The following is a 26160-nucleotide window of genomic DNA, read 5'->3' on the forward strand; positions in this document are numbered from 1 at the left end:
ACGAAGTGATCGGCTGATAGAGAAAAAATGTTTAGTCCTGTCAAACGACGGCGTCCGACGGTTTTTCTTTCACTTCTTCAAACTCATTTCCACAATCAAAACAATGATATACTTTTTTAGCACCAATAGCCATATCGCCCAACAGAAACGTAAAGATGGCGCTGAACCAATTGGATGGTTTCCGGTTGCTCACAATGTGTTCAACATTCAATGAGCCGCAGTTGATACAGGCTCTGTTTTCTTTTGCTTTGTTGATGAGAACTCGCAGTAACCCGGCAGCCCGTTCGCTTTGTGATTCATGCACCATGAGTTTGATGCCGCCGAGTGCATTGGTTAAGATAGGATCGATGGTAACCGTAAACTCATCTTTGAGCCAGCAATTGATGCCTTCTTCCTGGAGTTGCATGAGGTGAAGGTTAGCATCAATGTAATTGTCGTATGTGTTAACGAGGGTGTAGCTCATTGTCTAATTTAGGAACTAATATTTGATTATCACCTTAATGAGAATAAGTCTGAAATTCCTAATTTTAAACAGATCTAATAGTATGAACACAACGCAACCACTTACCTCTTTAATAAAACACACCCGCCAAGTTCAATATTTGTATCTGATACTGATTGCATGGACAATCATTGGTTTTCTCTTTCGATGGGATAATAATATGCAGGTTGGCTGCACCATTCAAAGTGACAATATTCTAGGACAGGATAATATTTTTTTTAGCGCTACATCAATTATCCTTTTAACACTAGGCGTTTCTTTTCAACGCAATAACGAGCGAATCTGGTTCCTCTTTTTAGAATTGCTGTATTGGCTACTGAAGTTGTTTTATTGGAAAGGTGGCTACGGAGTAGGCATTGGCGGAATACCAATTTTTACGGTAGTTTTCTTTGATATGATTGCTTTGTTTCTGCGCATTATGCTGCTGAATGCTACGCTTGAGTTTAAGTTTGCAAATAATTATATTCTTATTCCATTGTTCATATTTTTTTATGTAAAGCTGTATTTTTTCCAATAAAAAAATCCCGCCTTACCAAGCGGGATCAAATACCTAAACGATATCATCAATTCTTTCCAAATACAATTTCTGCTCCAAGTTGAAAACTTCGTGGCAGCGGTGTCTTGTAAGGGGGCTCACTACCTTCAGGTGCTGAGCGGTAGGCCGGAATTAAACCAATATGTCCACCAGCCAATAAGCGGATGACGCCCATATTTTTTACAGTAAAGTTCAAACTGATATTACCTAACAACCCGGCATAACCCAACGGCTTTTCATACTTGTTGCCAAATTCATAATCTGCAGCTCCGGTTTTTTTAATGGTGCCTTTGTATTGCAACGGCACAGCAAGATAACCGCCCACGTTCATTCCCAATGGCAGCACGCCAAAGAATCGTCCGTAACCGCCAACTGTAATTGGCAACTCAATCGCTGAAATTTTGAGTTGAGTTCCCGAGTACTGTCCTTCTTTAATATTGATGTTGTTTGAACGGAGTGCTAACCCGATTGTTTTGTACGAATGAAATCCAAGGTTGTTTTGTCTGAGATATGATTGCCTGCTCAACTGCAGATAAAATCCCTGCCGGCCCATTTTTACTTCACCAAAATCTTCGCCGCTGAAGGTTGCGTTTTGCACAGGAAGTGCCAACTGGACACCAAGGCCTTTTCCAAAATCATCCTGTGCATGTATATGATTGGTGCTGATGATAAATACAATGAAAAGAATAATGATTCCTCTTTTGGCGTGTTTTTGTTGCTGCATACAATGTGTTTGATTTTTTGCTGGCTAAGTACGCCAGCATTTCTCAAACAATTGTACCCGCCACAGGGTATATTGAATAAAAAAGTCCCGCCATTGTAAGCGGGACTTCTATTGTTAGTTTTGGTTTCGACTTTTGCTTTAAGGTTATGAGTTTCCGTATTATTGATTCAACATCAACGGCATCACCAGCATCAACACATCTTCACCTTCGTTTTGTTCGGTTGGTTTAATGAGGCCAGCTTTGGTAGCAGTGCTGAGTTCCATTCTTACTTCGTCTGTTTCAACTGCATTCAACATTTCTACTAAAAATTTTGCGTTGAATGCGATCTGCATGTCTTCACCATCATATTGGCATTTCATGCGTTCGTTTCCTTCAAAGCTGAAATCAACATCCTGTGCGGCCAATTGTAATTGACTGCCACCGATGCTCAATACAACCTGGTTGGTGCTCTTGTTACTGAACACGCTTACACGACGCAATGCACCGGCCAGTTCATTGCGGCCGGCAATCATGCTGTAAGGATTGTCAGCAGGGATCACCACTTTGTAATCAGGGAAACGTGCATCGATCAACCGGCACACCAATTCTGTAGTGCCATGCACCACAAACAAATGATTGCTGTTATAAGATAAAGTAATTTCATCGCCATTATCAGGCAATGCTGTCTTTAATAAGTTCAATGGTTTTTTTGGAACGATGAAGTTTTCGCTCTTCGGGCAACTTACATCGGTACGCTTGTAACGCACCAACCGATGTGCGTCTGTTGCAACAAAGGTCAATCCTTTTTTATCTAGTTCGAAATACACACCCGTCATGGCTGGACGCAGATCATCATTACTTACCGCAAACAAGGTTTTGTTGATAGCAGTAACCAATGCGGAAGAAGTAGTGGTGAATGATGTGGTATCATCAGCCACCGGTTCTTTTGGAAAGTTATCAGGGTTTTCGCCCATCACTTTATACTTACCGCTGTCGCTGGTAATTTCAATCCCAAAGTTCTTGTCAATATTAAACGTTAATGGTTGATCCGGTAAATTCTTTAATGTATCCATCAGAATACGAGCAGGAATACAAACACGACCATTGTCTTTTGCTTCAATATCCATGTGGATCTTCATCACTGTTTCCAGATCGGTAGCTACTACCGTGAGTTTGTTCTTATTGATCTCAAACAAAAAATCTTCCAGAATGGGCAATACGGTGTTGGCATTGATTACACCATTGATCTGCTGCAGTTGTTTCAGTAAAGCCGATGACGAAACGATAAACTTCATAACGCTGTTCTTAATTTAATAACGGGGAAGGTAAGGCATTTTTGCCTGTTACCGCTGCAAGATAAGGGTTAAATTATCAACTTGTTTTGTAGAAAAAGCGAACGTTATGCTCCTGCTCCTGTTCATAGAAAACAACAAAACTTTCAGGCAAAATCGCCGTACATTGGGCACTCATTTATTGATTGCAAATGCTGGATAAACTATTTCGTTGGGTAAAGAAAAAGGATAGCCCGGAAGCTGTTGCGCCGCCGATTACATTTGGACGGTACAGCGACAACAATAAAACATTGCTGAAAACAAAACGGTGGGCCGACGCCGATAACCTGTTTAAAGAAAACAAACATCACGAAAGTATTGAGGCGTTTTTTGATTACCTGCGGGATGATACCGTTCAAAATGTACACACATCTCGTGACGGTGCTGAGAATGTGTTTCGTTTTTACCAAGGCAGCAAAATGGTGCGGGGCAGTTACAATGCAAACAGTTTAACGGCCGAGGTTACGTTGGCTCGGATGGCAAAACCTTCGGTGCCTGTGATGCGCCGGTTGCTGGAACAGAATTTCAATTTGTATTATTCCCGTTATGCCATGGAAGGCGAACGGCTTTGTATGCGTTTTGATACAGAGATCAATACAGCCAATCCGAACAAACTCTATTACGCATTTAAAGAACTGGCCACAAGAGCCGATAAGCAGGATGATCTGTTGATCCAGGATTTTCAAAATCTGCAACCCATCGATACGGAGCATATTGAAGTAATTCCTGATGCTGAAAAAGAAGTGAAGTACAATTACCTGATGCAGTGGATCAAGGAAACTGCCGAAGTGATTGATCCATTGGATGCAGAAAAAATGAGCACGGCTATTACCTACCTTTTACTCAATCTTGCTTACAGGATCGATTTTTTATTGGTGCCAGAAAGCAGATTGTTATACGATCTGGAAGATCTGGTAACCATTTATTTTGTAAAAGACGAGAAGCCCGTGGCCGAAAAAAACAAAGCCATGTTGCAAGCGTTTTTGAAGATGATGAACAAGCCGAAAGAGGATGTGTTTCCCTGTTTGTTTCGCAGCAAACACAGCTTTGCTATAACACAACCGCAAACACAAAAAATTATTGCCGACAGCATTTTTGCTGCCAACCAGGCGATGGTTTGGTTTCGGGAAAACAATCATCCTTACATTGCTCAGCAGATCAGTGAATATGGATTAGCTTATTGCCAGTATAATTTCAGTTTGCCAAAACCGGTGAGTGATCTCTACCTTATTCTCATGAAGGTTTCGTATGATGATTTTTTCCGGGAGCTTGGTTTTACAGAAGAATTCTACAACAGCGACCGGAACCGTTTCAACCGGGAGCTGATCGAACAAAAGATCAAACAGATCATCAACGAGTGGAAAGAAAAATATCCGCAGATCAACTTTAAAACAGAAAATCTGAAGTACGATTCCCTGTTGAGTTTTACACAATCATTTACTGCAGAAGTAGAGTTTGTAAACACTGAGGTCAAGTAAATCATTAAAATCAAAAGTCCATCATGCCATCAGCGGTCGAGATAGTTGATTCGTTTAAAGATGCCATCATACAAATTGCCACACAAACCGGCACGGGTACCGGTTTTTATTTAAAGCAATACGATCTCATCGTCACCAATAATCATGTGATTGATGGAAATGCAGAAGTAACCATTGCTGGTAAGCAATTTGAAAAAGCATTGAGCAGGGTTTGGTACACCGATCGTAAACATGATCTGGCATTTATTCAACCACCTCATCAGTTGGAGTTGCCTTTTATTACACTTGGAGAATATGCACGGTTGAAAGATGGTGATCCTGTTATTGCTATCGGTCATCCGTATGGATTAAATTATACAGCTACACAAGGTGTTATTTCAAAAGTAGATCGTGTACGTGAAGGACTAAAGTATATCCAGATCGATGCAGCCATCAATCCCGGTAACAGCGGCGGTCCGTTGGTGAATATGAGTGGTGAAATCATTGGTGTAAACACATTCATTATTCGTGGTGGCGATAATCTTGGTTTTGCATTACCGGAGCAATACCTGCGAACAGCGTTGGAAATCTATGCGCCCTACAGAGGACAGCCTTCAACCCGTTGTCATGCATGTGAGTTTTTAGTATTACCTGAAAATTTAGACAGTGGCAAATATTGTCCCTCCTGTGGTACAGAAGTGAAGCTGCCCGAAATGCCGAAAGAAGAATATGAACCCGTAGGAGTTGGTAAAACCATTGAAAATGTACTCAAAGCATTGGGGAAAGATATTAAGCTGGCTCGTGAAGGTGTGAATACCTGGAGTGTGAAAGAAGGCAGCGCAAAAATCATCATCCGTTACAATCCTGAAAATTATTTTATTGCCAGCGATGCCTATTTGTGTTTGCTGCCCAACGATACATTAAAAATAAAACTGCTCTACGAATTTCTGCTGCACGAAAACTATCACAACAAAGGGTTGGTTTTAAGTTGTATGAATCAAAACATCGTACTCAGTCGCATTATTTATGACCTGGACCTTGCGCAGGAAAATGGCGAACAATTATTCCTGCAACTGTTTCAAAAAGCAGATGCTTATGATGATCTGCTGAAGAAACAATATGGCTGTTTGGAGCGAATTGAAGAATAGAAAATCGCCGTATGGCCTCAAAAAGCGAACACTTGATCGTTTTTAATGGTCTTATCCTACTTTTGCGCTTTCTTAAAATTGAAGTATGAAGCTTTCCCATCTCTCCGAAACATTGGTTGGTTCCGAAATTGTGAAACTGGGTAACCAGATCAAAGAGCGTATGCGCCAGGGGGAACATATTTACAATTTTACCATCGGCGATTTTGACAGTTCTGTATTTCCCATTCCACAGGAGCTGGAAGATGAGATAGTAGCTGCTTACAAACATCATTTTACCACGTACCCTGCAGCAGAAGGAATTTTGGAATTGCGTCAAAGTGTATCGCAGTTTTTAAAAGAGCGTGAAGGATTGGAGTATGGGGTAAATGAAATACAAATTGCAGCCGGTGGCCGTCCGTTGATCTATTCGATTTTTCGTGCGTTGGTTGATAAAGGAGATAAAGTGATTTATGCTGCACCATCCTGGAACAACAATCACTATGCACATTTCACAGATGCTGAACATGTGTTGATCGAAGCAACACCTGAAAATAATTTTATGCCTACGGCCGATGAAATAAAACCTCATCTTAGAGGTGCTACTTTGTTGTGTTTGTGTACGCCGCAAAATCCAACGGGCACCATGTTTCCAAAAGAAGAACTGGAAAAAATATGCGATCTCATTCTGGAAGAGAACAGCACACGCAAAGAAGGTGAGAAGAAATTATTCTTAATGTTTGATCAGATGTACTGGACGTTAACCTTTGGTGATAATGTTCATTACAATCCCGTTTCACTTCGTCCTGCTATGCGTGATGTTACTGTGTTTGTGGATGGTATCAGCAAAGTGTTTGCTGCAACGGGTGTACGTGTTGGCTGGTCGCTTGGACCGGAGTTGATCATCACAAAAATCAAAGCTATTCTTTCTCACGTGGGAGCCTGGGCACCAATGGCTGAACAAAAAGCAACAGCAAAGTATTTATTACAGAAAGACAATATCGATCGTTACCTCGTCAACTTCAAGCAGGAAATCTATTATCGTTTGGAAGAAATCTCCAAAGGGTTTTCACAAATGAAAAGCGAAGGTTTCAATGTGGATGTGATTGCACCACAGGGCGCCATTTATCTGACCATTAAAGTGGATTTAGTGGGAAAGAAAAAAGCGGATGGTGTGTTGCTGCAAACACAAGCTGACGTAACTCAATACTTACTCGATGAAGCGAAGCTTGCCATTGTTCCTTTCTATGCATTTGGTGCGGAACGAACTTCTCCCTGGTATCGACTGAGCGTTGGTACTTGTCGCAAGGAAGAAATTCCTGAATTTTTAGGAAAGCTGAAAGAGGCGATGCAAAAGTTGAGTTGATGAGTTGACCAATCTGCAATAGCGAATAGGCAACATTCACTTTTCCAACTACGATCTCTTAAAGCGAAACAACTTCTGCTTGTCCGCAATCATGAAGTTGCCTTCGTGTACAATTTCTACTGCTGTCCGGCTGCAGCATTCGTTGGCACAAAAGTTTTTTACCAGAATATATTGCAACGGCCCGTCTTTGATCTGAATTGCCATTGTATCAGCAGCGCTCATGGTGCGTAACTGTTTTTTATCTACATCGTTGATCAACTGTACTTGGGTATACGGCGAATTGCTTTTGATGTACAGTTTTATATCGGCTGCCGTTAAGGTTGGATTGCTGCCGTAAATCAAATCAGCGCCCGTTTGCCCGTCTACAATCGTAAAATTGAAGTTGCTCCAGAATGCAACACAAACAACAGCAGGGCAAACAACCGGTTCGCCGCAATCAAACCGGTTTTCTGTTTTCTTTTTACAGGAAACAGAAAGGGCTAAGCATGCACAAATGATAAGGAAGGAGTATTTCATACGTTGTTGACAACAAAAGAAATAATTTCGTTGCAGCATCTTTCTTAAAATAATTACATGAACATTGAAACGATACGGGACTACTGTCTTACAAAACCCGGAACCGAAGAAACACTTCCGTTCGGCCCTGACGTAATTGTGTTTAAAGTAAACAGTAAATCGTTTCTGTTGCTGCCGTTGGATACGGAGCAGCTTCAGTTCAATGTAAAATGCGATCCTGATCTTGCTCTTGAACTGCGTGAACAATATTCCTGTGTGTTGCCGGGTTGGCACATGAATAAGAAACACTGGAACACCATTGTTGTGGATGGTTCTACACCATCCAAACTGCTGCTGGAATGGATCGATCATTCGTACGATCTGGTCAATAAAAAAAAGAAATAACAGGTATTACTTCGGCTTCACTGCTTCATCAAAATATACATTCACTTCCTTTTGTTGCAATCGGATTTGCAGCCAGTTGCGGATCTTTATTTTTTCTGCATTGGAAAGCCGCCCCGGAGTTGAGGTAAAAGCAACGATCGGTTTCGCTATACTTTTTTTCGCACTGTCAGTAAACTCGAGCGTTTCTGCATACGAACAACTGTACACACCCGGATAATTTGCCTGAATTTCTTTTAATAGTTGTGCGCCCAGTTGCTGCCGTTTCTGAATACTGTCTTTTTGTTTTTCATTTTGCTCCATTGAAAAAGTGAGTGCACTGATTTTATTTTTCAGCAGCTCATTTTCATCCAGTTGTTTTTCGTTCAGCGAAAAGCCCTGATCAAAAATCAATTCAGCTTCTTCAAGTTTAAAATCCTTTGCTTTATTAATAATCCCTTGTTTCGTTTCTTCACTCATCATGTTACCGCCATATACCAATCGAATGGTTTTTCTGGTTGCGTTGATTTCATTTTTCAACAGATAGGCGCCGCCACTTAACAATACACTGTTCGTGAATTGCTTTGCTCTTTCTGTAAACCGTTCTTTTTGCACTAACTCATAACCAAAATAAATGCTGGGTAATAAAGTGATGGCGATGATTAGTGAAATGTATTGATTCACTCTTTTTTTCTGTGCTGTATCTACCAATGTGCGGATAGGAAATTTTAATGCCTGCGACATTACAACCGATGAAATGCCAATAAACACTGTATTGATGGTAAATAAATAGAACGCACCAAAGAAAAACCCAAACTGTCCGGTTGCCAATCCATATCCTGCGGTACATAATGGTGGCATCAACGCAGTTGCAATGGCCACACCGGGAATTACATTTCCTTTCATTCTGCTGCTGATGGCAACAATACCGGCAAGGCCACCAAACAAAGCGATCAAAACGTCATAAATAGTGGGGCTTGTTCGTGCCAGTAATTCAGAGTGTGCGGTTGATACAGGGCTGATGGTAAAATATAATGTTGAGGCCGCAAGACTGGCTACTACTGCAAATAAAAAATTACGCAATGCTCTGCGGAATAATTCAAAATTATACGTAGCTAAACTGTAACCCATTCCATTGATCGGTCCCATTAACGGTGAGATCAACATCGCTCCAATAATAACGGCTGTTGAATTCGTGTTTAAACCAACCGATGCCACTATAATGGCAAATACAAGGATCCATAAGTTGGTGCCTTTAAACGCAATTCCTTTTTCAATTTCTGAATGGATGTTATCAAAATCTTCCAGCTCATCCCGTATATCGATGTAATGTAAAAATTTTCGAAGCATCGGGTAATGGTTTTGAATGTTGCGTAATCTGGCTAAGAGTTGAAAAACCGGCAATCAGTTGCTTCGATTTATCAGCAAACGCTAAAGGATCTTTACACGAATATTTTTATATAGAACAATACTGTTTGGATCATGTCCCTGTAATGCAATGGTTCCACTGCTGAGTAAACGTTCTTCCATTCCTTTTGGCCGGGTGGCGTTCCCCGGTTCAGTATAATCGTTCACGAGTTGATCGTTGATCTTTATCTGGATGTTTTTTCCTTTTACAAGAATGTGCATCGTAAACCACTCATCATCTTTTACAAAAACTTCTTTCAAATCCTGTATGGCGTATAAACTGGCAGTGCGTCGCCAATCTGTTTGCGAATTATTCACCTGTACTTCATATCCTTTTTTTGGCCATGAACTTTCCTGAAACAATGTATGAATGTATACACCAGAGTTTGCGCCCGGCTTGGTCATAATATCTAGCTTTAATTCGAAGTTTGTGAAGTTGTGATTTCCAACAGCACCATCATAAAATAAATGCGCCACTTTTCCATTTACAATAATGGCACCATCCTGCACTTTAAATGTTTCAGCATTTGTTCCCACTTTCCATCCATTGAGTGTTTTACCATCAAATAATGAAATCCATTCTTCGTTCTTTTCTTGCTTAGGAAGAGAGGTAAATGAAAGTGAAAAGAACAGCAGGCAAAGCAATAGAATGATCCGCATAAAATTGTTGTTTGTGTAATTGATTCTCTAAAGTATCAAATATGTTTTTGTAACCGGCTTTTCTTTGTGCGTTTGCTTATGCAAATCTTATTTTACATTTGTTACATGCGCATTATTGCTGTTATTCCCGCCCGTTATGCAGCCACACGTTTTCCTGCAAAACTCATGCAGTTATTAGGTGATAAAACAGTTATTCGACATACATATGATAATACTGTGGCAACAGGTTTGTTTGATGAAGTATTGGTTGTTACCGACAGTGATCTTATTTACACAGAGATCAGCAACAACGGTGGTAAAGCAGTGATGAGTTTGAACGAACATGAAAGCGGTACCGATCGTATTGCTGAAGCAGTAAAGGCGATGAATGTGGATGTGATCATTAATGTGCAGGGCGATGAACCTTTTGTGCAAAAAGAATCGCTTCAAAAATTATGCGGTTTGTTTACTGATACCTCGGTACAGGTTGGCTCGTTGATGCATCTTATCAGCCATAAAGAACAGATCAACGACCCAAATTGTGTGAAAGTAGTGGTGAATCAGCAAATGAATGCCTTGTATTTCAGCCGGAGTGTTATTCCCTTTCAGCGTGATGAATCTGTTTCAGTTCCGTATTACAAGCATATTGGTATGTATGGCTTCCGCAAGCAAATTTTGCTTGATTTTACCCAATTGCCCGCCTCTTTACTGGAAAAAACAGAGAAATTAGAGCAATTACGCCTGCTGGAGAACGGAATCAATATCCGAATGGCAGTAACAGAACCTATTGGTATTTCGATTGATACTCCGTCTGATCTGGAGAAAGCCCGGAAATTACTCTAAGTAAAAACCGCTAACTTTTAAAAAAAAGTGCAAAACATTTTCGGATTGTCGAAAACGTTTCTATCTTACACTCGGTTTTTCATAGGATATTGGATTTTAAAACGGGGCAGGATTTCTATCTGGCCCCTTTTTTATTTTACAGCTTTCCGGAGAAAACTAGATTAATCCGAACTGTGCACTCAATTCCAACATACGATCAATTGGTTTTTTTGCTGCCAATCGCAGTTCTTCATCCATTAAAATTTCAGGCATTTCATATTCCATACACAGGTAAATTTTTTCCAGTGTATTCCGTTTCATGTGCGGACAGTCGTTACATGCACATGCATTATCAGGTGGTGCGGGAATAAATGTTTTGTGTGGATTACTCTTGATCATTTGATGGAGAATACCGGTTTCTGTAGCCACAATGTATTCCTGGCTGGCATCTTTCTCTGTGTATTTCAATAACTGTGTTGTGCTTCCAATAAAATCTGCCAGCTTCAATACAGGTTCCTCACATTCAGGATGTGCAATTACTTTCGCTTGCGGGTGGCGAATTTTAAGCTTCGTAATTTTTTCAACACTGAATATTTCATGTACCATACAGGCACCATTCCACAACACCATGTTGCGGCCCGTTACTTTGTTGATGTAAGCACCTAAATTTTTATCGGGCGCAAAAATGATTTTCTGTTCTGCCGGTAAGCTTTCTACAATTTTTTGTGCATTGCTGCTGGTGCAAATAATATCGCTCAGGGCTTTTATACCGGCACTGCAGTTGATGTAAGAAATCACAAGATGATCCGGATGCTTTTGCTTGAACTGCTCAAACAGAGGCGGCGGACAACTGTCGCTGAGTGAACAACCTGCTTTCAGATCAGGGATCACTACTTTTTTCGTTGGGTTGAGGATCTTGGCAGTTTCAGCCATGAAATGCACGCCGGCAAAAACAATGATATCAGCATCCGTTTTTTCAGCTTTCTGTGCCAAGCCTAAACTATCGCCGATGTAATCGGCCACATCCTGAATATCGGGCTCCTGGTAGTAGTGCGCCAGAATAATTGCATTTTTTTCTTTTTTGAGCCGCTCAATTTCAGCGAACAGATCTAATTCCGGATCCAGCTCAATATTTAAAAATCCATTTTTTTCTATGTTTATCTTTGGATCAGTTACAAGCATTGTGTTCATCACGCTTTGTTTAAATTTGATTCGAAACTATGCTAAATTTTTTTAGCTGTTTTGCCGTAGTATATCTTAATAGATATCTATTTATTTAATAAACTACTATTACTATGTATGTGAATTCGTGGATATCTGCTTTGTCAATTGTTTTGCAAAGTTAGTAATGACAGTTTTATTCACATCAATTCCCATTTCATCCACATTGGTATATGCGGCAGCAGTAAGCAAACAAGCCTGTTGTTCACAACTGTGGATTCAAAAAACGTTGTACAACTAACATACTCAATTCTGTTTTTTGTTGTGTTAGCCGGGAGGGGATAAACAGGGGTTTGTAAACGTGGTTTTGGAAGCCTAACCCAACTTCAACAGATGTCAACGAACCATTCACGAACTTATGCCAGCTAAATTGGCGCATATCCACAGCTTTTGATGGTTATTAACAGGGCTATTGTGAATTGATAAATCTGATTTTTGAAACATCCCACCCCATCTTTTCTAAAACCTTTACCCTGTGCAGATTACGGGAGTTTTCCACAATTTGTTCAAACCTCTTTTTCCCCCTATTTTTGCCGCTCACTTTTATAACGTACAATATACTATTATGTCGATTATTCAGCAGATTCGTGAAAAGTATGCAGCCGTGAGCATTGCTGTGATTGCTTTGAGCCTTATCGGATTTATTCTTACAGATTACTTTGCCGGCCGTGGCAGTGGTGCCGGTTCGCAACCTTCTTCCATTGGTACGGTAAACGGAAAAGATATTGATATTACCGTTTTTAATGACCGTTTGACGGAGATGGAAAACGGATATCGCCAGCAGGGAATGGATGTAAATGATGAAATGCGTCAGCAATTGATCGATATGTTGTGGACGAACGAAATTGAAGAAACCATTCTTACAGCTGAATATGAGAAGCTTGGTTTAACGTTTTCCGGCGCTGATCTCAACGATGCGTTGTATGGTAATAACCCACCACCTGTATTGGCACAACAATTCAAAGATCAACAAACAGGTGCATACGATGCAAATGCTGCCCGCCAGTTTATCAATTCGATGCGTAGTAAAAAAGCGAACGATCCGCAGCGCATGTATGTAGAGCGGAATATTATCGATTACCTTATTCAAAATGGTTTACGTACCAAGTACGGAGCCTTACTCGCAGGTAGTGCGTTTTATCCAAAATGGTTAAGTGATAAAGATCTCACCGATCAAAGCAGCATCGCTTCAATCAGCTATGTAGCTATTCCTTATACTACGATCAGTGATAGTGCAGTAAAAGTGACGGATGAAGATATTAATGCGTATGTACGTAAACATAAAAACGAATTTAAGCAGGAAGAAAGCCGTGCTATTTCATATGTAATATTTGATGCTGCTCCTAATAAGGCTGATTCAAATTTTGCGTTAACAGAAGTAAACAAGCAATATGCAGCGTTTGCAGCTTCAACAGATCCGGCTCAGTTTCTGGTAGCTAACAACTCTACTACTGCTTATTATGATGGTTTTGTATTGAAATCAAGTCTCCAGGTACCCAATGCAGATTCAATTCGCAATCTGCCTGTTGGTGGAGTGTTTGGACCTTATCAGGATGCCGGCAATTATGTAATTGCGAAAATGATCGCAAAGCGTGAAATGCCCGATTCAGTTAAGAGTCGCCATATTTTAATTGGAACAAGAGATCCGCAAAGCGGACAGGTAATTATGGATGACAGTACTGCAAAAGCAAAAGCAGATAGTATTGCCGGTGCAATTGCAAATGGTGCTGACTTTAAAACATTGGCTGCACAGTTTTCTACCGATCCTGGTAGTAAGGATAAAGGTGGGGAGTATGAATTTTCTTCACAGCAGTTTGGCAGCATTGCCAAAGAGTTTGCCGAATTTATTTTCTACAATCCAAAAGGAACAAAAAAAGTAGTGAAGACCGATTTCGGTTATCATGTAATGGAAGTGTTGGAACAAAAGAAAATAGAACCAGCCTATAAAATTGCCTACTTCTCAAAAACGGTTGAGCCGAGTGATGAAACCATCAGTGCAGCAAGCACTGCAGCAGCGCAGTTTGCAGCAGAAAGCCGCAATGCAAAACAATTTGAAGCAGCAGTAACGTCGAAGAAACTTGTGCCACGTGTAGCAGAAGTTCGTCCGAACGATTATACCATTATTGGATTGGGAAGTGCCCGCAGTTTGATCAAATGGGTGTATGAAAATAAAACAGGTAATGTATCAGAACCTACTAATCTCGGCGATAAGTTTATTGTAGCATTGATCGCTGAATCAAAAGAAGAGGGTTTACCTGATGCTAAAACAGCACGCATTCAGGTTGAAAGTATTATCCGTAATCAGAAGAAGGCTGCAGAGATCATTGGGAAAATTGGAAATAACAGAGATCTTGGTGCCATTGCCACAGCATTTAAAACAAACGTGTTGAATGCAGATAGTATTTCTTATTTCTCTCCGTTTATTCCAGGTATAGGTATGGAGCCAAAATTAACCGGTGCAGCATTTAACCCGGCAGTAAAAGGAAAAGTAAGCGAACCGATTCCGGGCAATAGTGCAGTGTACGTGATCAACACTACCAATGTTGGTTTGATGCCGGCGGGTAATGCTGACTATAGCGGTCGTCGTATGCAAATGGAACAGGGTATGAAGCAGAATGGACCAAATGCTGCCTTACAGGCCTTAACAAAAGCAGCCACGGTAAAAGACAGAAGAATCAAGTTTTATTAATTTTTTAAGCATCGAATAACAGGTGGGCATAACGGAAGTTATGCCCATTTTTATGCACAGTAGTTTTACGATAGAAAGAATGAAAAAACACGTGCCTGATACATGGTAAAAAGGGAAGTTGCATATTTGAAGTAATTTTACTATCTCAATATAAAATAGTATGAGCAGTGTGATAGTAAATAAAGTAGCAGAAAGTGCGTTGCAAACCATCGACCTTGAAGCCTGGATACCAACCGAAGAGCCCGTAGTGTTTGATCTGAAAGATTTTCTTTTCATGGGATTGATCGTAAAAGAAAAAGAATTCAGAGCATCACTGCAACAAACAGATACCAGTGTATTTAATGGCAAGGTTGTGTTGGTTACCTGCAGTGCTGATGCCATTATTCCTATGTGGGCCTATATGCTGGTTGGAGCCTTATTGCAGCCGGTAGCAAAAGAAGTGGTATTGGCATCAAAAGAAGAATGGAAAAAACGAAAGTTATTAGAAGCAATTGCGGCACTGGATATTTCTACTTACCAAGACCAGCGTGTAGTAATCAAAGGATGTGGGGACGAACCAATTCCCGAAGCAGCATATCTTGAAATTACCAGCCGGTTACGACCTGTAGCGAAAAGCATTATGTACGGCGAACCATGCAGCACTGTTCCAATTTTTAAACAACCAAAACCAACTGCGTAAAACTCAGTGCCACTCAACGACTTTCGTAACTACCACCCTTACCGGCTCACTCCCAGGCAACGAAAGTTCCTCAAGCAGTGGGAAAAACGACGGGAGATTCCGAGGTGGAAATATATTGTCTATCACGGTGTGTTACGGGAGGGATTGATCTGTATGCTCATCATCAAGTTGCTGCAGTTTGTGTTTGATCCGCAGGCGTTTTCCGGCTTTTATTTCAATGCAATGGGTATTGTATTTCTTGTACTTGAAATTTGTTTCTGGTTAGGCGGCGGCGGTATCATTGGTTGGTTTAAGCACCGCAGCTTTGAAACAGAATATGAAATGCTCAAAAGCATGGAGCATTTTTAATTCAATCTTCTACTTCCACGATCATCTCTATTTCTACCGCAATATTGGAAGGAAGTGCCACCATCCCCATGGCAGCTCTTGCATGTTTTCCTTTTTCACCAAACAAAGCAACTAACAGATCACTGCAGCCATTGATCACTTTTGGATGATCTGTAAAATCGGGCAAACAGTTTACATAGCCGTTTACTTTTACAATTCGTTTTACTTTACTTAAGTCGCCACCCAAGGCATCTTTTAATGTAGCGATAAGACTCAACGCTGCAATTTTCGCCGCTTCATATCCCTGTTCAATACTTAACTCTTTTCCCACTTTCCCTGTAACATTTGTTCCGTCTGTTTTTGATGGTCCATGGCCGGCAAGAAAGATCAGGTTACCTGTGCGTACATACTTTACATAATTCGCAATGGGTTTACTTACGGGAGGCAACTCCAACCCAAGTTGTTTTATTTTTTCATCAACCGTTTGTGCATGGAGTGATAGCGAAGAACAAATGAACAGCAGCACGATAAAATATTTCATATCAATTTTATTGAGTTAATAAGCAACAATTAAAACCAGCCTCTCTTTCTGAAAAGATAAAGCATCACCATGGGGATAGCAATCATCATAACGCAAGCCAGATAAAAGCCCCACTTATGATGGCCATAAGGAATCACATCAAAATTCATCCCGAACATACCGCCAATTACTGTAGCCGGCGCCAGCAAACAAGTTACAATGGCCATCACTTTCATTACTTCATTCATCTTCAGGTTGACATTACTCAAATAGAGATCGTGTAAGTTCATCATCATATCACGATAGTTCTCGGCCAGATCATTTGCCTGTACAATATGATCATAAATATCTTTAAAATATTTTTCAGTTCGTTCTTCCAGCAAATCACTTTCACTGCGAAGAATTCCATTCACCATATCACGTACCGGTGTAATGTTTCGTTTGAGTACGATCATTTCTTTGCGTAGCTGATTAATTTTGGCGAGCGATCGTTTATTGGCGTTTCGGATAATATCTTCTTCCAGTAACTCAATTTTATCACTCAGCTTTTCCATCACCACAAAATAATTATCAACGATCATATCAATGAGTGAGTAGAAGAGATAATCGGTGCCGCTTTGCCGGATCTTATTATTCCGGAACTGAAGTTTATCACGTAATGGATTAAACACGTCTCTTGATGCATCTTCCTGAAAACTCAACACAAATTTTTTACCGAGTACGATCGAAATCTGTTCCGTTTCTACGGTTGATTCCTTTTCATTGAAGTAAAGCATATTCAATAAGCAAAAGATCACGCCGTCAATATCATCCATCTTGGGACGTTGGCCAATACTCAGTATATCTTCCAGCACAAGCGAGTGAATATCGAAGTGATTGCAGATCTCTTCAATATCTTTTCGCCGTATTCCGTCTACATTGATCCATGTTACAGTTGCGGAGTTTTTATACAGGAATGCATCTTTTGCCTCTGCCAGTTTTTGCTGGTGCAGTTTTTCTGCATCGTAATCATACACATATAAGTTGATCTGTTCGGGTTCTTTCCGCTGTGGAATTACGGTTGGGTTTACGTGGAGAATACGCTTGGTGCGAAGCAGGTTCAGCGGATTTAACACAAGGTCTAAATAGGAGCTGCGTTTGGCCATAACGAAAGTTTGAACGAATTTAAACATTCATTACGCATCTTCACAAGTGTTATGTAGCTTTAAGACATGATTCGATATCTCATAACCTTTTGCCTTGTTGCACTTGTTGTGGCCTGCAACAACGAAGCTCCCAAAGAACCCGCTTCAGCCGAAGCAACTCCTCCACAACAATGGTTTGTTACCGATACAGTAATTGTATGGGATTGCAGCGCCGAAGACAAGGATCGTAAAAAGATCTTCTCACCCAAAGATTCTGTAACAGTACCGGAGGCATTTATTAATGGCATCAATAAAACGTACAGCGAAATTAAAATTGAATTTGACAGGTTAACAGCCGATACGCTTTTTGTAAAAATCCCTGATGCTTCATGGTTAACCGACCGTGCCGGTAACACAGGTGCTGAACAATATCTTTCATTTGCTGCATTAAATCTTCTTGAAACAAGAGGCGTAAAATATGTGCATTTTGATTTTACAGCGGGTGTACATGCACGGCCTTCAACCTGGAGCATGAAAGACTTCAGCGACTGGACCTTAAACCCATCATCTGTTCAATAAATTGTATGAAGCAATGTTTTCTTTTGTTTGCACTCCTTGTTGGAATGCAAGTTGTCTATGCACAAAAAACAGATCAGAAATTACAACGAAAAGTAGAAGAACTTATAAAAGGCTTTCAGGGTGATATTGGAATTTATGTGAAGAGTTTGAAAACCGGAAAAGTGGTTGCTGTCAATGCAGATTCTGTTTTTCCTACTGCAAGCATGGTAAAAGTGCCCATTCTCATTGGTATTGTTGATAAGCTGAATAAAGCCGAATTAAATTATCATCAGTCGCTTTTGTACAACGATTCATTATTGTACGAAGGTGTAGATATACTTGGCTCTTTTAAAAACAACGAGAAGATCGATCTTTCAAAAGTGCTGATGTTGATGCTTACCACCAGCGATAACACGGCCAGCCTTTGGTTGCAAAGCCTCGCAGGAACCGGAACACGTATCAACCAACTCATGGATAGTCTTGGATACAAACACACAAGAGTAAACTCAAGAACAACAGGCCGTGAAAACAATCGGACAATGTATGGTTGGGGACAAACAAGCGCTTTTGAAATGGCGAATCTGTTTGAGCGGATCTATAAGAAAGAAATTTTTAGTGACAGCAGTTGCATTCAGATGATGCGTTTGTTGGGCCGTAATTACTGGGACGAAGAAGGCCTCTCTGCTATTCCGCCAACCGTTGAAGTGTTTAGTAAAAACGGTGCAGTGAATGCCAGCCGGAGCGAAGTAATGTTAGTAAATGCGCCGCATCATCCATATGTTGTGTGTATTGTTACCAAAAACAATAAAGACCAAAGCTGGAATGCAACAAATGAAGCCTGGGCCCTTACCAGGCAACTATCTGCACTTCTCTGGAACTATTTTGAACCAAAGATGAAACCGTAACACAACACACATTAAAATTTATCGTTAAAAGCAGAGAATAAATCCAAACTGGTATTTACTTTGAAGTAATTGAATCAACCACAAAATCCTGAATACATGAAACAACTTTTACCTATCCTCACACTTATACTCCTGCTCAGCTCCTGCGGTGGCAGTAAAAGCAGCACACGTGGCGATCAAAAAGATCTTGCCACGCTCATCAACAGATTGAATAAGAAAGGAAGCGACGAAAAAATAATTGCTGATTTGCAGGAAGTATATGGCAACGCCTATCTCAGAGCAACGCAACGGTTGGAGAACTATCGGTATGATGCTGCTCCACAAAAATGGGATAAGATCATTCCGGAACTGGAAGGATTGCATCGTATGTACGAAACCGTTAGTCAAAGCGCCTATGCTGTGCGTTTGGTAAAACCGGCAAACGTTTATCCGCAGTTGGTTGCAACGAAAGATTCTGCAGCAGCAGATTATTATGAATTCGGAAGAAGTCAATTGGCTCAACAAACACGAGAGAATAATAAAGAAGCATACTATGCCTTTCAACGGGCACAACAATATGTTCCCAACTATCGTGATGCAAAATTGCAGATGAAGGAAGCCTTCGACCGCAGCATCATCAATGTGCTCATCAATCAAATACAATACGATCAGTTTGGAATGGGTGGCAACAATTGGGGATGGAATCAATACGCCAATCGTGACAGGCAGCACCAGGCAAATATTATCCGTGATCTTGGTGGACAAAATTCAACAACCAACCCTGCCCGCTTTTTTGATGAATACCAATTACGCAGCATGGGTACAGGTCCGGATCTGGTAGTAGATCTTGTTTGGAGAAATCTTCGCTTCGATCAACCGTACGATCAAACACGATCCTACAATCGCAGTAAGCAAATTGAAACAGGAAAGGATACAGCAGGTAAACCCATCTATCAAACGGTAACTGCTACTGTTCGTGTTACACAACGATTACTCAATGCTGATGCGGATATGAATGTAATTATAACAGATGCCGTAAGCCGCAATCAGATCAAGTGGGATCGACTTCCCTCTGAATTCAGATACAATTATGAATTTGCAACTTACACAGGCGACAGGCGTGCGTTGGAAAGTAATGATCTTACACTCATCAATCGCAGTCAAAATCAACCCTTGCCAACAAAAGAAGATGCTATGGCAGAAATGATGCAACGTATTTACAGCAATCTTGTAAGCCGCATACGAAGTACAGTAAGTTGGTAAATCGAAAGGATTTTATTTGAGCAGTTGATACGCCAGCAAACTTATAAAGTAGGCTAAGGCTGTCATGTAGGCAAGTTGGATCATAGGCCACTTCCAACCCTTTGTTTCCCGCTTTACTACAGCAAGCGTACTCATGCATTGCATGGCAAGCATGTAAAAGATCATGAGAGAAACGCCGGTTGCGAGGCTGTACACTTTTGTGCCATCTGCTTTTACTGCAGCGCCCATTTTTTGGCGAAGTGTTTGCTCATCAGCACCATCACTATCCACAGCATATAAAGTTGCCATGGTTCCAACAAACACTTCACGGGCTGCAAAAGAAGTAATCAGTGCAATCCCGATTTTCCAATCGTAACCAAGTGGCGCAATTACCGGTTCAATGTATTGACCCATTACGCCGGCGTATGAATTCTGAAGAAGGGCGGTTTGTTTTTCTTTTTCCAGCAACTCTGTTTGATTTGGGTTTGCTGCAATGCGTTGTGCAAATTCTGTATTCACTTTTTCAATTCTGTTGCCCGGTCCGTACGAACTGAGCGCCCACAATAACAAACTGATCACCATGATCACTTTACCGGCATCGAACACAAAGATCTTTGCCTTTTCGATCATTGTAAACAACACGTTCTTATAACGGGGATGACGATAGAGCGGCAACTCAAGAATAAAGAAACTTTTTTCTTTGAGGTTGATAAATCGCTTGGCGACATAAGATACTACCAATGCTATAAGTACACTGAATACATACAGACCCATCATCACCAATCCTTGTAAACTGAGAAAGCCGAGATAATATGTTTTTGGAATCACTAAGGCAATCAGGATGGTGTACACAGGAAGCCGTGCACTGCAACTCATCAATGGTGTAACCAATATTGTAAGCAAGCGCTCCTTTTGATTTTCGATATTCCGCACACTCATGATGGCAGGTACAGCACACGCAAATCCGCTGATCATGGGCATCACACTCTTTCCGTTCAATCCCACTTTTCGCATGATCTTATCCGTTAGGAAACCGATCCTTGCCATATATCCTGTTTCTTCGAGTATAGTGATCAAGCCAAACAGGATCATGATCTGTGGTACAAATACAAAGATGCCGCTGAGTCCGGCCAATACACCATTCAGAAAGATGTCAGTAAAAACATTTTCGGGCAACCAGCTGCTGAACCAGTTCGATGCTTTCAAAAAGAAAAGCTCGATCATGTCCATGGGATATTGCGCCAACCAGAAAATACTTTGAAACAACAGGAACAGCACAAACAACAAAATGGCGTAACCCCAGGTACGATGGAGCAACACCCGATCAAGCTTTTCAGCGATCAGTTGTTTTTTTACCGGCGATTTTTCGGAGATCGTTGTTTGTACAATTTGCTTGATGCGTTGATAACGCTGCATGATTTCTTCTGCCTGCAAACGGGTGTGCTGTACTTTATTCTTCACCTCTATCTGTTCGATCTGCTCCTGCATTGCATCACTCAATAAAAACGATTCGTGATTGATAAGATGATGAATGGCTGCATAATCGCTGAGGTGAGGTAACAATTCTTTTACTTCTGTTACCGCATCTGTCGCAAGTGCTTTATTGGGAATAAAATCGAAGGCCGGTGGCCGGTAGCGTTGCAATGCAGTTGCTTCAATCGCTTTCTTTAATGCATCGATGCCTTTGTTTTTACGGGGGTTCACCGGAACAACAGGAATACCCAGCTCACGTTCAAGCGATTTAATGTCGATGATGATGTCTTTCTTTCTGGCCACATCCATCATGGTGAGCGCCAGCACTGCCGGGATTTTTAAGTCGATGATCTGCGAAACAAAAAGAAGGTTCCTTTTTAAGGTGCTGGCATCGGCCACTATAACAACTACATCTGCTTTAACGTCTTTATCCTGGTTCATCAACACCCTATAGCTTACCCATTCATCTGCTCTTCTTGGATAGAGACTGTACGAGCCCGGAAGATCGATCAGCTCTGCTTTGATTCCATCAGCAACAGAAAACCCACCTGTTTTTTTATCAACCGTAACTCCGGGAAAGTTACCTACTTTCTGATTTAAACCGGTTAGTGTGTTAAATAAGGAGGTTTTGCCGCTGTTAGGATTTCCAACTAATGCAATATGAATGTTGTTTGTGGCCATGTAAGGAAGTGCAAATGTAGGAGCAAATTTTTTGGGTGATTTACGAAGTTTGGAAACATTCCAGTTTAAACGACCCATTTCCGGAGCTGACATTGCCAATCATCTTTTAAATTTCTGTTTCTAATGTCAGGATAGCTTTCATCTGTTTAACTTTGACAAAATCACAGAAGTACATTACATGAAAAACGTTTTCTCTTTTCTTCTTCTCGTTTGTTTATTTTTCTCAGCATCCGCACAAAAGGTCAGCAAAACAGATCGTGTTACATTGGAAAACCTGAAAGGGCACGTAAGCTATCTTGCCAGCGATCAACTGGAAGGCAGGCGAACCGGAACAAAAGGCGAAGAGCTCGCCAGTAAATATATCAGTGAGCAATTTCAAAAGAACGGGTTGGAGCCAAAGGGAGAAAATGGATTCCTGCAGACGTTTGAGATCAATGAGGGAAAACAGGTAATGCCTTCTTCGTTCTTCATCATCGATGGTGAACATTTAAAACTTGAGAAAGATTACTTTCCCTTTAGCTGGAGTAAGAATGGAACTGTTGAAGCGGTGGCAGCGGCAGCTTTGCACGAAGGTGGTGGTGCGTGGTTTTGGGATATCAAAGAACTGTTACAGGATAATGCAAACAATCCGCATTTTGATTTGATCAATGCGATCCGGGAAAAAGAAAAGGATGCTGCACAGAAAGGAGCCATCGCATTGATTCTTTACAACAGCGGAGCAAAAGAGGCTGTGGTAAAATATGATGGAAAAGATCGGTCTGTATTATCATCCATTCCCGTTATCTGGTTAGAAAAAAAATGGGCCACAAAAATTGCTGCCGAACCATCGCACATGATGGATATTAATATCAAGATTGAACAAGGGGAGAAGATCCGGAAAGGGTACAATGTTGTAGGCTTTATCAATAATAACGCTGCCAATACAGTTATTCTGGGTGCTCACTATGATCATCTTGGATATGGAGAAGACAATAACTCCCGTCATACAGGACAGGTATCTATTCATAATGGAGCCGATGATAATGCAAGCGGCACTGCAGCTTTGATCGAGTTGAGTCGGTTATTAAAACTTGAAGGAAATAAAACAAGCAATTATCTGTTTATTGCATTCAGCGGTGAAGAGCTTGGTTTATTTGGTTCAAAATATTTTACAGAGCATCCAACAGTTCCACTTACATCAGCGAACTATATGATCAATATGGATATGGTGGGGCGTTTTAGTGATACAGCCAAATCAATTACCATTGGTGGTATTGGCACATCACCTTCATGGGGTGAATTGATCAAAGAAAAAAAGCCCGTATTCAATATTAAAATTGACAGCAGCGGAACAGGCCCAAGCGATCATACCTCATTTTACCGGAAAGATATGCCGGTGTTATTTTTCTTTACAGGCTTGCATACCGATTACCATAAGCCAAGTGATGATTTTGATAAGATCAATTACAATGGTCAACTGCTTGTTGTAAAATATATAACACGACTTGTGGCACGCAGCAGCAAAGAACCGAAGCTGGCATTTACAAAAACAAAAGAACAACAAACTACTACTTCAGCAAGATTTACTGTGAGTATGGGAATCATGCCCGATTATACGTTCAGTGGTGGCGGCGTAAAAGTTGATGGCGTTAGTGAAGGTCGTGCTGCACAAAAAGCCGGCGTAAAAACAGGCGATGTAGTTACAAAACTGGGCGAGTTTACGATTACTTCAATGGAAAGCTATATGCAGGCGTTGAGTAAATTCAAGAAAGGGGATGCAACAAAAGTGAAAGTAAAACGTGGCGCAGAAGAACTGGAATTTGATATTAATTTCTGATGTCGAAACTGAAAATCGATAATGAACTGTTGGCAGAAGAGTTTTTTGAAAAAACGCTTTTGCTGGGTGTCATGGCTCCCATGAACAGTCATCAGTTTGTATGGCAGGTAAACCAATCGATGCGTTTCGATTTTCGAATTAACGATGAGATCGAAATTCAGCTCAGCAAAAAGAAACGGCAATATTTTTTTTCGGTGTATGAATACAGAGAGCCAAACATGGCCCTTGAATATTATCTCTACAAAAATCAATTTGATGGAGAGTATCTTTTACCGGAGTTCAAACACCTGGATTATTTGTGGCTCACTAAAGGGGATCTGCCCGGTAAAGAAGATGAAAGTAAATTAGTGAACGATATCCGCAATATTCCCGGCGTTCAGTTAGTAGTAGAGTTGACCAATGAAAAGATCAAGCACAAACAACACCTTATTTTCTAACAATAAAAGCAAGTGATATGTGGACAGAAACAGACAATAAGCTTTATCGGAAATTCGAGTTCAATAATTTTTCAGAAGCGTTTGCTTTTATGACAAGGGTTGCTATTGAAGCAGAAAAAATGAATCATCATCCGTTGTGGACGAATGTGTGGAACAAAGTTGAGATCTGGTTGAGCACACATGATGCCGGTGATATAGTTACCGAGAAAGATAAAAAGCTCGCCGAACGTATCGACAAGCTTTTATAAATTCGTCTAACGGCCTTGTCGGACGATTAAAAGTTTTTTATTTAATAAACTGAAACCATTGCTGAAAAAGTGGTCCTACCACCGGCAATGGTTTTTCTTCGCCATTAATTGCGGCCAATAAGCCAAGTACCCAAAGCACTACGAGTAAGATCCAGACGATGGGTGAAAGAAAGCCGATAAATGCAAACCCCCAAAAGAGCATTCGAAACAAAATTGAGCAGGCTACACCTAATACAAACAAGCCAAAACTTTGTCTTAAATGAAAAGTTGCCAATGAGCTTTTAGGATTGAGACTTCCAAAAGAAACAAAAGCAATGATCCAGCCGATGATGGTAAGATAGCTTACCCAGGCAATCGTTTTTGCATCCATAATAATTGGTTTAAGTTGATTACAGACAACTAATATAATCACCAATCATTTCTATTGCAATACATCAGACCAAAACCTGAATAACCTTTTCAGCTTTGGGGATTAAACGACCGATTGGTTCAGTAAACGCAGCTAAACCGTTATCAATAAGAAGTTGTTGAACAGTGGCCAATTCGTTCTCCTTTACAGCGATCAGCAAGCCACCATTTGTTTGTGGATCGGGCAACAGGTTAAACGCTTCCATCACATTTACACCTGTACCAAAACCAACTTTTGTACTATAGCTGTTCCAGTTTCGGTAGGTTGCATCAGGAACAATGCGTTGCGCCAAATATTCTTTTGCGGGAGCAAGAAATGGAATTTGTGCATACTGTAGCTCAGCAGATACATTACTTCCTTCCGCCATTTCAATCAAATGACCCAGCAATCCAAAACCGGTTACATCTGTCATCGCTGTTACTGCTGATGATTTACCAAGCAGCTCACCTACTTTGTTCAATTGCATCATTTGTGTAGCGGCGATTCCAATATGTTCTTCTTTCAACACATTTCGTTTTTCAGCTGTGCTTAAAATGCCCACACCAATTGGTTTGGTTAAGAGAAGATGATCTCCTTCACCAGCCGTATTGTTTTGTTTGAGATTCGTGTTGACAACTATTCCAGTCACCGCTAAACCAAAGAACGGTTCGGGCGAATCAATGCTATGCCCACCAGCTAATGGAATACCTGCTTCATTACAGGTTGTTCGTGCACCATCCAACACCTTTTGTGCCAATGAGGCGGGTAATTTTTCAACAGGCCATCCTAAAATAGCAATGGCAAGTATTGGTTTTCCTCCCATGGCATATACATCGCTGATGGCATTAGCTGCAGCAATACGTCCAAAGTTGAAGGCATCATCCACAATGGGAGTAAAAAAATCTGTAGTAGATATCATGGCTGTTCCATTACCAAGATCGTACACAGCAGCATCGTCTTTACTGCTGTTACCAACTAATAGATTGGGATCGCTGATCGTTGTTAAACCCGATTGAAGTATTTGTTCCAATACGGCAGGTGCAATTTTGCAACCACAACCGGCACCGTGGGAAAACTGAGTAAGCTTGATGGTTTCTGTAAGCATCTGCA

At 40.8% G+C, this 26160-nt stretch carries 27 protein-coding genes; 15 read left to right on the forward strand and 12 right to left on the reverse strand.

All coding sequences use genetic code 11. The features are described 5' to 3' along the window. Window positions 1–40: 40 nt before the first annotated feature. Window positions 41–463, reverse strand: coding sequence for a putative signal transducing protein (locus WG989_RS05415; protein ID WP_340427885.1), 423 nt, complete (start codon window positions 461–463; stop codon window positions 41–43). Window positions 464–545: 82 nt separating this feature from the next. Between WG989_RS05415 and WG989_RS05420 the strand changes: the two genes are divergently transcribed. Continuing rightward, a complete protein-coding gene (locus WG989_RS05420; RefSeq protein WP_340427886.1) occupies window positions 546–1019 on the forward strand; it encodes a hypothetical protein in 474 nt (157 codons plus the stop codon). Window positions 1020–1065: 46 nt separating this feature from the next. Here the strand turns inward: WG989_RS05420 and WG989_RS05425 are convergent, their stop codons facing one another. Continuing rightward, window positions 1066–1761, reverse strand: a complete 696-nt coding sequence (locus tag WG989_RS05425; RefSeq protein WP_340427887.1) for a hypothetical protein — start codon at window positions 1759–1761, stop codon at window positions 1066–1068. Window positions 1762–1920: 159 nt separating this feature from the next. Further along, complete coding sequence (gene dnaN, locus WG989_RS05430; protein WP_340427888.1) at window positions 1921–3036, reverse strand: DNA polymerase III subunit beta; 1116 nt, start codon at window positions 3034–3036, stop codon at window positions 1921–1923. A gap of 188 nt (window positions 3037–3224) precedes the next feature. Between dnaN and WG989_RS05435 the strand changes: the two genes are divergently transcribed. The 3 genes from WG989_RS05435 to WG989_RS05445 all read left to right on the forward strand — a co-directional run bounded on the left by WG989_RS05435 (window position 3225) and on the right by WG989_RS05445 (window position 7019). Next, complete coding sequence (locus WG989_RS05435) at window positions 3225–4550, forward strand: type III secretion system chaperone family protein (RefSeq protein WP_340427889.1); 1326 nt, start codon at window positions 3225–3227, stop codon at window positions 4548–4550. A 23-nt stretch (window positions 4551–4573) separates the two neighbouring features. Then, window positions 4574–5677 carry a trypsin-like peptidase domain-containing protein gene (locus tag WG989_RS05440; protein WP_340427890.1) on the forward strand — a complete coding sequence of 368 codons (1104 nt, stop codon included), beginning with the start codon at window positions 4574–4576 and terminating at the stop codon, window positions 5675–5677. Window positions 5678–5762: 85 nt separating this feature from the next. Beyond that, complete coding sequence (locus WG989_RS05445; protein ID WP_340427891.1) at window positions 5763–7019, forward strand: pyridoxal phosphate-dependent aminotransferase; 1257 nt, start codon at window positions 5763–5765, stop codon at window positions 7017–7019. Window positions 7020–7067: 48 nt separating this feature from the next. On the opposite strand, the gene WG989_RS05450 is transcribed toward WG989_RS05445, so the two are convergent. Then, entirely contained in the window at window positions 7068–7535 is a 468-nt protein-coding gene (locus WG989_RS05450) for a hypothetical protein (protein WP_340427892.1), read from the reverse strand. Window positions 7536–7592: 57 nt separating this feature from the next. Here WG989_RS05450 and WG989_RS05455 point away from each other — a divergent pair, with 57 nt between their 5' ends. Continuing rightward, window positions 7593–7919: an MmcQ/YjbR family DNA-binding protein gene (locus WG989_RS05455; protein WP_340427893.1), complete on the forward strand. Its 327-nt coding sequence runs from the start codon at window positions 7593–7595 to the stop codon at window positions 7917–7919. Window positions 7920–7925: 6 nt separating this feature from the next. Here the strand turns inward: WG989_RS05455 and WG989_RS05460 are convergent, their stop codons facing one another. Together WG989_RS05460 and WG989_RS05465 are read right to left on the reverse strand one after the other, a co-directional pair. Next, on the reverse strand, window positions 7926–9245 hold the full coding sequence (locus tag WG989_RS05460; RefSeq protein ID WP_340427894.1) for a DUF389 domain-containing protein: 1320 nt from the start codon (window positions 9243–9245) through the stop codon (window positions 7926–7928). Between the two features lie 81 nt (window positions 9246–9326). Beyond that, window positions 9327–9962, reverse strand: coding sequence for a 3-keto-disaccharide hydrolase (locus WG989_RS05465; protein ID WP_340427895.1), 636 nt, complete (start codon window positions 9960–9962; stop codon window positions 9327–9329). Window positions 9963–10067: 105 nt separating this feature from the next. On the opposite strand from WG989_RS05465, the gene kdsB reads away from it, so the two are divergent. Further along, window positions 10068–10784, forward strand: a complete 717-nt coding sequence (gene kdsB, locus WG989_RS05470; protein ID WP_340427896.1) for a 3-deoxy-manno-octulosonate cytidylyltransferase — start codon at window positions 10068–10070, stop codon at window positions 10782–10784. Window positions 10785–10940: 156 nt separating this feature from the next. On the opposite strand, the gene nadA is transcribed toward kdsB, so the two are convergent. Next, window positions 10941–11954 carry a quinolinate synthase NadA gene (gene nadA / locus WG989_RS05475; protein ID WP_340427897.1) on the reverse strand — a complete coding sequence of 338 codons (1014 nt, stop codon included), beginning with the start codon at window positions 11952–11954 and terminating at the stop codon, window positions 10941–10943. 595 nt (window positions 11955–12549) lie between these two features. Between nadA and WG989_RS05480 the strand changes: the two genes are divergently transcribed. The 3 genes from WG989_RS05480 (at window position 12550) to WG989_RS05490 (ending at window position 15700) form a co-directional block, all read left to right on the forward strand. After that, complete coding sequence (locus tag WG989_RS05480; protein WP_340427898.1) at window positions 12550–14673, forward strand: peptidylprolyl isomerase; 2124 nt, start codon at window positions 12550–12552, stop codon at window positions 14671–14673. Window positions 14674–14833: 160 nt separating this feature from the next. After that, window positions 14834–15352, forward strand: a complete 519-nt coding sequence (locus WG989_RS05485; protein ID WP_340427899.1) for a DUF2480 family protein — start codon at window positions 14834–14836, stop codon at window positions 15350–15352. A gap of 6 nt (window positions 15353–15358) precedes the next feature. Further along, the gene (locus WG989_RS05490) at window positions 15359–15700 is read left to right on the forward strand and encodes a hypothetical protein (RefSeq protein WP_340427900.1); all 342 of its coding nucleotides are present in this window, start codon (window positions 15359–15361) and stop codon (window positions 15698–15700) included. Between the two features lies 1 nt (window position 15701). On the opposite strand, the gene WG989_RS05495 is transcribed toward WG989_RS05490, so the two are convergent. After that, entirely contained in the window at window positions 15702–16220 is a 519-nt protein-coding gene (locus tag WG989_RS05495; RefSeq protein WP_340427901.1) for a RidA family protein, read from the reverse strand. 29 nt (window positions 16221–16249) lie between these two features. Continuing rightward, entirely contained in the window at window positions 16250–17344 is a 1095-nt protein-coding gene (gene corA / locus WG989_RS05500; RefSeq protein ID WP_340427902.1) for a magnesium/cobalt transporter CorA, read from the reverse strand. Between the two features lie 66 nt (window positions 17345–17410). Here corA and WG989_RS05505 point away from each other — a divergent pair, with 66 nt between their 5' ends. From WG989_RS05505 to WG989_RS05515, 3 genes are all read left to right on the forward strand, one after another. Next, window positions 17411–17902, forward strand: coding sequence for a hypothetical protein (locus WG989_RS05505; protein ID WP_340427903.1), 492 nt, complete (start codon window positions 17411–17413; stop codon window positions 17900–17902). A 5-nt stretch (window positions 17903–17907) separates the two neighbouring features. Beyond that, window positions 17908–18786, forward strand: coding sequence for a serine hydrolase (locus tag WG989_RS05510; protein WP_340427905.1), 879 nt, complete (start codon window positions 17908–17910; stop codon window positions 18784–18786). 96 nt (window positions 18787–18882) lie between these two features. Further along, window positions 18883–20028, forward strand: a complete 1146-nt coding sequence (locus WG989_RS05515; RefSeq protein WP_340427906.1) for a hypothetical protein — start codon at window positions 18883–18885, stop codon at window positions 20026–20028. A gap of 12 nt (window positions 20029–20040) precedes the next feature. On the opposite strand, the gene feoB is transcribed toward WG989_RS05515, so the two are convergent. Continuing rightward, window positions 20041–22254, reverse strand: a complete 2214-nt coding sequence (feoB, locus tag WG989_RS05520; protein ID WP_340427907.1) for a ferrous iron transport protein B — start codon at window positions 22252–22254, stop codon at window positions 20041–20043. Window positions 22255–22339: 85 nt separating this feature from the next. Here feoB and WG989_RS05525 point away from each other — a divergent pair, with 85 nt between their 5' ends. From WG989_RS05525 to WG989_RS05535, 3 genes are read left to right on the forward strand one after another with little or no spacing between them, the layout of a single operon-like run. Further along, complete coding sequence (locus WG989_RS05525; protein WP_340427909.1) at window positions 22340–23977, forward strand: M28 family peptidase; 1638 nt, start codon at window positions 22340–22342, stop codon at window positions 23975–23977. Further along, entirely contained in the window at window positions 23977–24414 is a 438-nt protein-coding gene (locus tag WG989_RS05530; RefSeq protein ID WP_340427910.1) for an IPExxxVDY family protein, read from the forward strand. Before WG989_RS05525 ends, WG989_RS05530 begins: the two co-directional genes overlap by 1 nt. 17 nt (window positions 24415–24431) lie before the next feature. Beyond that, a complete protein-coding gene (locus WG989_RS05535; protein ID WP_340427911.1) occupies window positions 24432–24662 on the forward strand; it encodes a 4a-hydroxytetrahydrobiopterin dehydratase in 231 nt (76 codons plus the stop codon). A gap of 37 nt (window positions 24663–24699) precedes the next feature. Here the strand turns inward: WG989_RS05535 and WG989_RS05540 are convergent, their stop codons facing one another. Then, the gene (locus tag WG989_RS05540; protein ID WP_340427912.1) at window positions 24700–25032 is read right to left on the reverse strand and encodes a hypothetical protein; all 333 of its coding nucleotides are present in this window, start codon (window positions 25030–25032) and stop codon (window positions 24700–24702) included. 64 nt (window positions 25033–25096) lie between these two features. Further along, window positions 25097–26155: a selenide, water dikinase SelD gene (gene selD, locus WG989_RS05545; RefSeq protein ID WP_340427913.1), complete on the reverse strand. Its 1059-nt coding sequence runs from the start codon at window positions 26153–26155 to the stop codon at window positions 25097–25099. Between the last annotated feature and the right edge of the window lie 5 nt (window positions 26156–26160).

The sequence above is a fragment of the Lacibacter sp. H407 genome, from assembly GCF_037892605.1.
Classification (GTDB): Bacteria; Bacteroidota; Bacteroidia; order Chitinophagales; family Chitinophagaceae; genus Lacibacter.

What these genes read in the sequence shown, in the direction of transcription:
- selD (WP_340427913.1), bottom strand. Translation starts at nt 26,155, where the DNA reads ATGCTTACAGAAACCATCAAGCTTACTCAGTTTTCCCACGGTGCCGGT.
- WG989_RS05485 (WP_340427899.1), top strand. Translation starts at nt 14,834, where the DNA reads ATGAGCAGTGTGATAGTAAATAAAGTAGCAGAAAGTGCGTTGCAAACC.
- WG989_RS05535 (WP_340427911.1), top strand. Translation starts at nt 24,432, where the DNA reads ATGTGGACAGAAACAGACAATAAGCTTTATCGGAAATTCGAGTTCAAT.
- WG989_RS05420 (WP_340427886.1), top strand. Translation starts at nt 546, where the DNA reads ATGAACACAACGCAACCACTTACCTCTTTAATAAAACACACCCGCCAA.
- WG989_RS05495 (WP_340427901.1), bottom strand. Translation starts at nt 16,220, where the DNA reads ATGAAATATTTTATCGTGCTGCTGTTCATTTGTTCTTCGCTATCACTC.
- dnaN (WP_340427888.1), bottom strand. Translation starts at nt 3,036, where the DNA reads ATGAAGTTTATCGTTTCGTCATCGGCTTTACTGAAACAACTGCAGCAG.
- WG989_RS05425 (WP_340427887.1), bottom strand. Translation starts at nt 1,761, where the DNA reads ATGCAGCAACAAAAACACGCCAAAAGAGGAATCATTATTCTTTTCATT.
- WG989_RS05415 (WP_340427885.1), bottom strand. Translation starts at nt 463, where the DNA reads ATGAGCTACACCCTCGTTAACACATACGACAATTACATTGATGCTAAC.
- WG989_RS05455 (WP_340427893.1), top strand. Translation starts at nt 7,593, where the DNA reads ATGAACATTGAAACGATACGGGACTACTGTCTTACAAAACCCGGAACC.
- WG989_RS05465 (WP_340427895.1), bottom strand. Translation starts at nt 9,962, where the DNA reads ATGCGGATCATTCTATTGCTTTGCCTGCTGTTCTTTTCACTTTCATTT.
- feoB (WP_340427907.1), bottom strand. Translation starts at nt 22,254, where the DNA reads ATGTCAGCTCCGGAAATGGGTCGTTTAAACTGGAATGTTTCCAAACTT.
- WG989_RS05515 (WP_340427906.1), top strand. Translation starts at nt 18,883, where the DNA reads ATGAAACAACTTTTACCTATCCTCACACTTATACTCCTGCTCAGCTCC.
- corA (WP_340427902.1), bottom strand. Translation starts at nt 17,344, where the DNA reads ATGGCCAAACGCAGCTCCTATTTAGACCTTGTGTTAAATCCGCTGAAC.
- WG989_RS05525 (WP_340427909.1), top strand. Translation starts at nt 22,340, where the DNA reads ATGAAAAACGTTTTCTCTTTTCTTCTTCTCGTTTGTTTATTTTTCTCA.
- WG989_RS05530 (WP_340427910.1), top strand. Translation starts at nt 23,977, where the DNA reads ATGTCGAAACTGAAAATCGATAATGAACTGTTGGCAGAAGAGTTTTTT.
- WG989_RS05450 (WP_340427892.1), bottom strand. Translation starts at nt 7,535, where the DNA reads ATGAAATACTCCTTCCTTATCATTTGTGCATGCTTAGCCCTTTCTGTT.
- WG989_RS05505 (WP_340427903.1), top strand. Translation starts at nt 17,411, where the DNA reads ATGATTCGATATCTCATAACCTTTTGCCTTGTTGCACTTGTTGTGGCC.
- WG989_RS05445 (WP_340427891.1), top strand. Translation starts at nt 5,763, where the DNA reads ATGAAGCTTTCCCATCTCTCCGAAACATTGGTTGGTTCCGAAATTGTG.
- WG989_RS05540 (WP_340427912.1), bottom strand. Translation starts at nt 25,032, where the DNA reads ATGGATGCAAAAACGATTGCCTGGGTAAGCTATCTTACCATCATCGGC.
- WG989_RS05480 (WP_340427898.1), top strand. Translation starts at nt 12,550, where the DNA reads ATGTCGATTATTCAGCAGATTCGTGAAAAGTATGCAGCCGTGAGCATT.
- WG989_RS05440 (WP_340427890.1), top strand. Translation starts at nt 4,574, where the DNA reads ATGCCATCAGCGGTCGAGATAGTTGATTCGTTTAAAGATGCCATCATA.
- kdsB (WP_340427896.1), top strand. Translation starts at nt 10,068, where the DNA reads ATGCGCATTATTGCTGTTATTCCCGCCCGTTATGCAGCCACACGTTTT.
- WG989_RS05460 (WP_340427894.1), bottom strand. Translation starts at nt 9,245, where the DNA reads ATGCTTCGAAAATTTTTACATTACATCGATATACGGGATGAGCTGGAA.
- WG989_RS05510 (WP_340427905.1), top strand. Translation starts at nt 17,908, where the DNA reads ATGAAGCAATGTTTTCTTTTGTTTGCACTCCTTGTTGGAATGCAAGTT.
- nadA (WP_340427897.1), bottom strand. Translation starts at nt 11,954, where the DNA reads ATGAACACAATGCTTGTAACTGATCCAAAGATAAACATAGAAAAAAAT.
- WG989_RS05435 (WP_340427889.1), top strand. Translation starts at nt 3,225, where the DNA reads ATGCTGGATAAACTATTTCGTTGGGTAAAGAAAAAGGATAGCCCGGAA.